Here is a 5123-nt window from a genome sequence, read left to right as displayed (position 1 = left end):
CAGCGCGACTGACAAGCTCGGCCCGCCGGTGAGCGCGAGGCCCGTCGTAAGCTACACCACGCCGCGGGACATCATCAGCTGTTTCTGCGGACCGCCCTGATGTCGCTTGGGGTGACCCTTCTATGCGTTGTGCTTGGCGTGCCGGAAACCATCATCCTGTCGCGGATGCCGCCACGCTATCAGGGTGCGTTTTTCGTGATGATCCTTGGACCCCTGCTGATTTCCGTCGTTGTCCGGACGCTCGGGTGGTCCATCATGCTGGCGCGCGAAGGGCTGATCAACCAGTCGCTGATGTCCCTTGGGCTGATCGATAAGCCCCTGCCGCTGATGTATTCCATGACGGGTGTTGTGATCGTTCTGACCCATGTGATGTTGCCCTTCATGGTCATCGCGGTATGGAGCACGTTGCAAAAGCTGGATCCGCAAGTAGCGAATGCGGCGTATTCGTTGGGCGCAGGCTCGTTCACGACCTTTCGGCGGATCATACTGCCGCAGCTTCTGCCGGGCATACTGTCGGGTTCGATCATCGTCTTCACTTTGTCGGCATCCGCCTTCGCTACCCCTGCGCTAATCGGCGGGCGCGGCGTGAAGGTCGTCACTACCTCGATCTACGATGAATTTCTTGGGACAATGAACTGGCCTCTTGGGGCTGCCGTCTCGGTGCTTCTACTGATTGGCATCGTCTCCGTCGTCATCGGCAGCAACCGATATATCGAGCGCAAGTTTAAGCAGGTGTTCTCATGAAAGATAAAGGTCTTGGTTCGAACGGGATCACAGCCCTCGTTTTCCACACGCTTTTCACGCTTTTCATCTTGTCGCCGCTTGTCGTCATCATTCTGGTGTCCTTCTCCGGCAAAGGCTACATCTCAATGCCCTTTGAGGGGGTGTCGCTGCGCTGGTATCGCGCGATCCTCGATGCACCAGAGCTGTTGAATGCCTTTTGGCTGTCGATCTGGCTTGGCCTGGGGTCTGCAACCGTCGCTTCGATGGTGGCGGTTCCGGCGGCCATCGCTATCGCGCGTTATCGCTTTGCTGGGCGGTATGCCCTGACTGCATTGTTGTTGTCGCCGCTGATGGTGCCGCATGTGGTTCTAGGCGTTGCTTTCCTGCGGTTCTTCTCGGTGATGGGATGGACAGGGTCGTTTTTCGGGATGCTGTTGGTCCATGCGCTTATTGTCGTGCCGTTCGCGTTGCGGCTGACGCTTGGCGCGATCATCGGGATGGACCGTGATGCGGAACTTGCGGCGCGATCCCTGGGCGCAACGCGCTGGACGGCGTTCCGGCGGGTGCTGCTGCCGCTGATCTTGCCCGGCGTGGCGGGTGGATGGGTGCTCTCCTTCATTCAGAGTTTCGACGAGGTGACGATGACCGTGTTCATCGCTACCCCCGGAACGACGACGCTTCCCGTCGCGCTTTACCACCGGGTTTCTATGTTGACGGATCCAGTCACGACATCGGTTTCCGCCATCATGATCGTGGGCACGATGGGTTTGATGATCATCCTCGATCGCATCGTCGGGATCGACAAGGTGCTGATCGGCAAAAAGTAGCGGGCGGAAAATCGAAAAATGGCGCCTGTCGCATGGCGGCAGTCGGGAAAGGCATGCCCGGATGCGGGCACCCAACAAGGCTAAGATAAATGAGTTTAAAGCAGTTGACGGTTGTCGGAGGCGGTCTGGTCGGGGCTGCCATCGCCTACGGTGCGGCACGCCGCGGTGTATCCGTTCGGGTGCTCGACCAAGGTGACACCGCATTCCGAGCATCAAGGGGAAACTTCGGATTGGTCTGGCTGTCCAGCAAGGGCGGCGGAATGCCCGAATATGCCCGATGGACCCGTAATGCGGTGCAGCAATGGGAAGGATTTCATCAGGATTTGCTGAAGCTGACCGGCGTCAACAGTGGCCTGGTCCAGAAAGGGGGCTTCTGGCTAGGTTTTAGTGACGGCGAGGTACAGAAGCGGGCCGACCTTTTGGCCAAGATTGACCGCGAAGCAGGCGGTGTGCCGTTCCAGATGATGGACAATGCGGAGCTGCGCCAATACCTGCCTGACATCGGCCCGAAAGTGGTCGGCGGCAGTTGGGGCGCGCATGATGGCACGGCAAACCCGCTGATGCTGCTGCGTGCGCTGCATGCCGGGCTCAAGATGGCCGGGGCCGATCTTGTCACCGGCGTGGACGTGACGCAGATTGACCATGATGCCGCAAATGGGCGTTTCACCGCCCGCTCCCGCGATGGGCAAAGCTGGACAAGCAATCGCATCGTGATCGCGGCCGGCCTAGGAAACGTCGACCTTGTCGATCAGGTGGGCATTCTCGCCCCGATGGTGAAGACGCGCGGACAGGTGCTGATTACGGAGCGCCTTCGGCCGTTCATGGACTATCCAACGAACAAGGCGCGCCAAACATCCGAGGGCACGGTGCAGATCGGGTCGACCAGCGAAGACGTGGGCTTCGACGACGGCACCACGGTAGACAAGATCGGCGGCCTTGCGCGCCGCGCCGTCGAAACGTTTCCAGCCTTGGCCAATGTGCGGATGGTCCGAGCGTGGGGTGCGCTGCGGCCCCTCTCGCCGGACGGATATCCGATCTATCAAGAATCTACGAGTTGCCCGGGTGCTTTCGTCGTCATCTGCCACAGCGGAGTGACCTTGTCCGCGATCCACGCGAACGTCCTTGGCCCCTGGATGGGCGGCTTGACCGACGCTCCGGCCGAAGTGGCGAAGTTCGAGAGCAAGCGGTTTCTCGATAAGAATGCGAGGTTCACCAGTGACCACTGAAACGCTTTTCAGCATCTCCGTCCAGCCGGGGCAGCCCATGGTCGGCATCGAATTCGAGGGGGAGCATTTTCGCGTGCCCGCAGGTATAAGCGTTGCCGCAGCCTTGCTGAGTTTCGGCCACGGTGCGTTCCGCACCAGCATCGTGGGCAGCGTGCCGCGCGCGCCATACTGCATGATGGGCGTGTGCTTCGAGTGCCTCGTCGAGATTGACGGAACCCCGGCTCGACAAGGCTGCATGACCCCCGTCCGCGATGGAATGATCATCAGGCGCCAATCTGGGGCTCCATCCCTCGCCGCGCTTGGCTCCGGAGAAGTGCAATGACAGCTGATATGAAAGATGTCGTCGTCATCGGGGCCGGTCCTGCAGGGATGTCAGCCGCCGCCGAGGCGCGCGCCCTTGGTATGAGCGTCACCGTGCTGGATGAACAGCAGGCACTAGGTGGGCAAATCTATCGGCGGGTTGAGGATGCGCCGCAGGCCCTGCAGGCAATCCTCGGCAAGGATTATTCCGCCGGTGCGGCACTTGCCAAGGAATTCGGCAGAAGCGGCGCAGAATACCAACCCGGCGCCACTATTTGGAACCTGTCCGATGACGGCGTCATCGACTATGTCGCCGACGGAAAGTCCCGGACTATCGAGGCGTCCCATGTCGTGATCGCGACCGGCGCGATGGAGCGGCCTTTTCCGATTTCCGGCTGGACCATTCCTGGCGTGATGGGGGCGGGCGCGGCGCAGATAATGCTGAAGGGCTCGGATGCCCGTCCTGCGGGACCCGTCATCCTCGCAGGGTGCGGCCCGCTGCTCTATCTGTTGGCGTGGCAGTATCTTCAGGCGAAGGTGCAACTGGCAGGGCTTGTCGATACCACTGCCCTCTCCGCTTATGTCTCGGCACTGGGCAAAATCCACGGCGCGGTTCGCGGAAGGAAGGACCTGATCAAGGGTCTCGGCCTAATCTCCCGCATTCGGATGGCAGGGGTGCCGATCTATTCCGGTGCCTCGGCGCTGGAGATCTTGGGGCAGGAGCGGGCTGAAGGGCTGCGGTTCCGCCATAAGGGCAAGTCGCGGGAACTGTCCGCAGGGCTGATCTTGCTCCACCAAGGCGTCGTTCCCAATACGCAGCTCAGTTGGTCGCTGCGTGCCAAGCATCACTGGGACAGCGGGCAGCTGTGCTGGGTACCAGTCACGGATGACGCCGGACGGCTGGCCGATACGAATATCTACGTTGTCGGTGACAGCCGCCGCATCGTCGGCGCGCTTGCCTCGGCGGTGCAGGGGCGACTTGCGGCGCTGGCGATCCACGAACGCAATGGCGGGACGGTATCGCCTGCTCGCAAAGCGGATCTGCATGCCCAGTTTGCCACACATACGGCACTTCGCCCCTTCATCGACAGGCTGTATCGCCCGTTGGACGAGCACCGCATTCCTGCCGACGATGTCATCGTCTGCCGCTGCGAAGAGGTGACGGCCGGTGATCTGCGCGGCTATGTCGATTTGGGCTGCTTGGGCCCGAACCAGGCCAAAAGCTTTGGTCGCTGCGGTATGGGCCCCTGTCAGGGCCGCCTTTGCGGTCTGACCGTGACTGAAGTCATAGCATCCGCCCGCAATGTCGGGCCGGACGAGGTCGGATATTACCGCATCCGCCCCCCCATCAAGCCGATTCATCTTGGCAGTTTCTATTGATCACCTCCCAAAAGGAAAAAACATGAGAGATATCACCCGCATCGAGACCGACCCCCGCCGCAGCCGCGCTGTAGTCTATAATGGAGTTGTCTATGTCGGCGGCATGACGGCCGAAGACCGCAGCCTCGACATCGCCGGGCAGACAAAGCAGACGCTGGAAAAGATCGAAGGCTATCTGGAAAAAGCGGGAACGGACAAAAGCCGCATTCTGACCGCCCAGATCTGGATCAAGGACCTAGAGCGCGATTTTGCAGCGATGAACGAGGTCTGGAACGCTTGGACGGCACCTAATGCTGCGCCTACGCGCGCTACAGCGCAATGCGAAATGGGTGCTCCTGACGTCCTAGTCGAAATCATCGTGACCGCTGCCACAAAGGGTTGACGTAGCGCACCTGCCTGTTTCTCGGCCGACTATGCAAGGACAGGCAGGGTTTCCCAACGAACGTGAGAAATGTTCAAAGCATCACCGGTTAGATAAAATGGAGCATCCGATGACCGTGGCCGCAGGATAAGTGTGCCCGGGGAAAGGGGGATTGCGCTCGCCAGCTGATTTACACCAGGCCCTCGACATTGCCGTTCGCCATCGGGCTTGATGATGTCCCGCGGCGTGGTGTAGCTTACGACGGGCCTCGCGCTCACCGGCGGGCCGAGCTTGTCAGTCGCGCTG

At 60.7% G+C, this 5123-nt stretch carries 6 protein-coding genes; all 6 read left to right on the top strand.

Translation table 11 applies throughout. The features are described from left to right. Positions 1 to 99 precede the first annotated feature (99 nt). Positions 100 to 744 carry an ABC transporter permease gene (locus Q1A36_RS20990; protein ID WP_299848076.1) on the top strand — a complete coding sequence of 215 codons (645 nt, stop codon included), beginning with the start codon at positions 100 to 102 and terminating at the stop codon, positions 742 to 744. Further along, a complete protein-coding gene (locus Q1A36_RS20985; RefSeq protein WP_299848074.1) occupies positions 741 to 1550 on the top strand; it encodes an ABC transporter permease in 810 nt (269 codons plus the stop codon). Before Q1A36_RS20990 ends, Q1A36_RS20985 begins: the two co-directional genes overlap by 4 nt. Before the next feature lie 89 nt (positions 1551 to 1639). Then, entirely contained in the window at positions 1640 to 2776 is a 1137-nt protein-coding gene (locus Q1A36_RS20980) for an FAD-dependent oxidoreductase (protein ID WP_299848072.1), read from the top strand. Then, on the top strand, positions 2766 to 3098 hold the full coding sequence (locus Q1A36_RS20975) for a (2Fe-2S)-binding protein (RefSeq protein WP_299848069.1): 333 nt from the start codon (positions 2766 to 2768) through the stop codon (positions 3096 to 3098). Before Q1A36_RS20980 ends, Q1A36_RS20975 begins: the two co-directional genes overlap by 11 nt. An 8-nt stretch (positions 3099 to 3106) precedes the next feature. Then, entirely contained in the window at positions 3107 to 4456 is a 1350-nt protein-coding gene (locus Q1A36_RS20970; protein WP_299848067.1) for an FAD/NAD(P)-binding oxidoreductase, read from the top strand. Positions 4457 to 4478: 22 nt separating this feature from the next. Further along, positions 4479 to 4838 (top strand): RidA family protein, encoded by a 360-nt coding sequence (locus Q1A36_RS20965; RefSeq protein ID WP_164213809.1) that lies wholly within the window; start codon positions 4479 to 4481, stop codon positions 4836 to 4838. Positions 4839 to 5123 lie beyond the last annotated feature (285 nt).

This window comes from uncultured Paracoccus sp. (genome assembly GCF_947487305.1).
Classification (GTDB): Bacteria; Pseudomonadota; Alphaproteobacteria; order Rhodobacterales; family Rhodobacteraceae; genus Paracoccus.
Note: the sequence above shows the minus strand (reverse complement) of the source record. Positions and strands in the feature narration are given on the sequence as shown.

Coding starts and splice junctions, on each gene's coding strand:
- Q1A36_RS20990 (WP_299848076.1), top strand. CDS start 100: ATGTCGCTTGGGGTGACCCTTCTATGCGTTGTGCTTGGCGTGCCGGAA.
- Q1A36_RS20985 (WP_299848074.1), top strand. CDS start 741: ATGAAAGATAAAGGTCTTGGTTCGAACGGGATCACAGCCCTCGTTTTC.
- Q1A36_RS20980 (WP_299848072.1), top strand. CDS start 1,640: ATGAGTTTAAAGCAGTTGACGGTTGTCGGAGGCGGTCTGGTCGGGGCT.
- Q1A36_RS20970 (WP_299848067.1), top strand. CDS start 3,107: ATGAAAGATGTCGTCGTCATCGGGGCCGGTCCTGCAGGGATGTCAGCC.
- Q1A36_RS20965 (WP_164213809.1), top strand. CDS start 4,479: ATGAGAGATATCACCCGCATCGAGACCGACCCCCGCCGCAGCCGCGCT.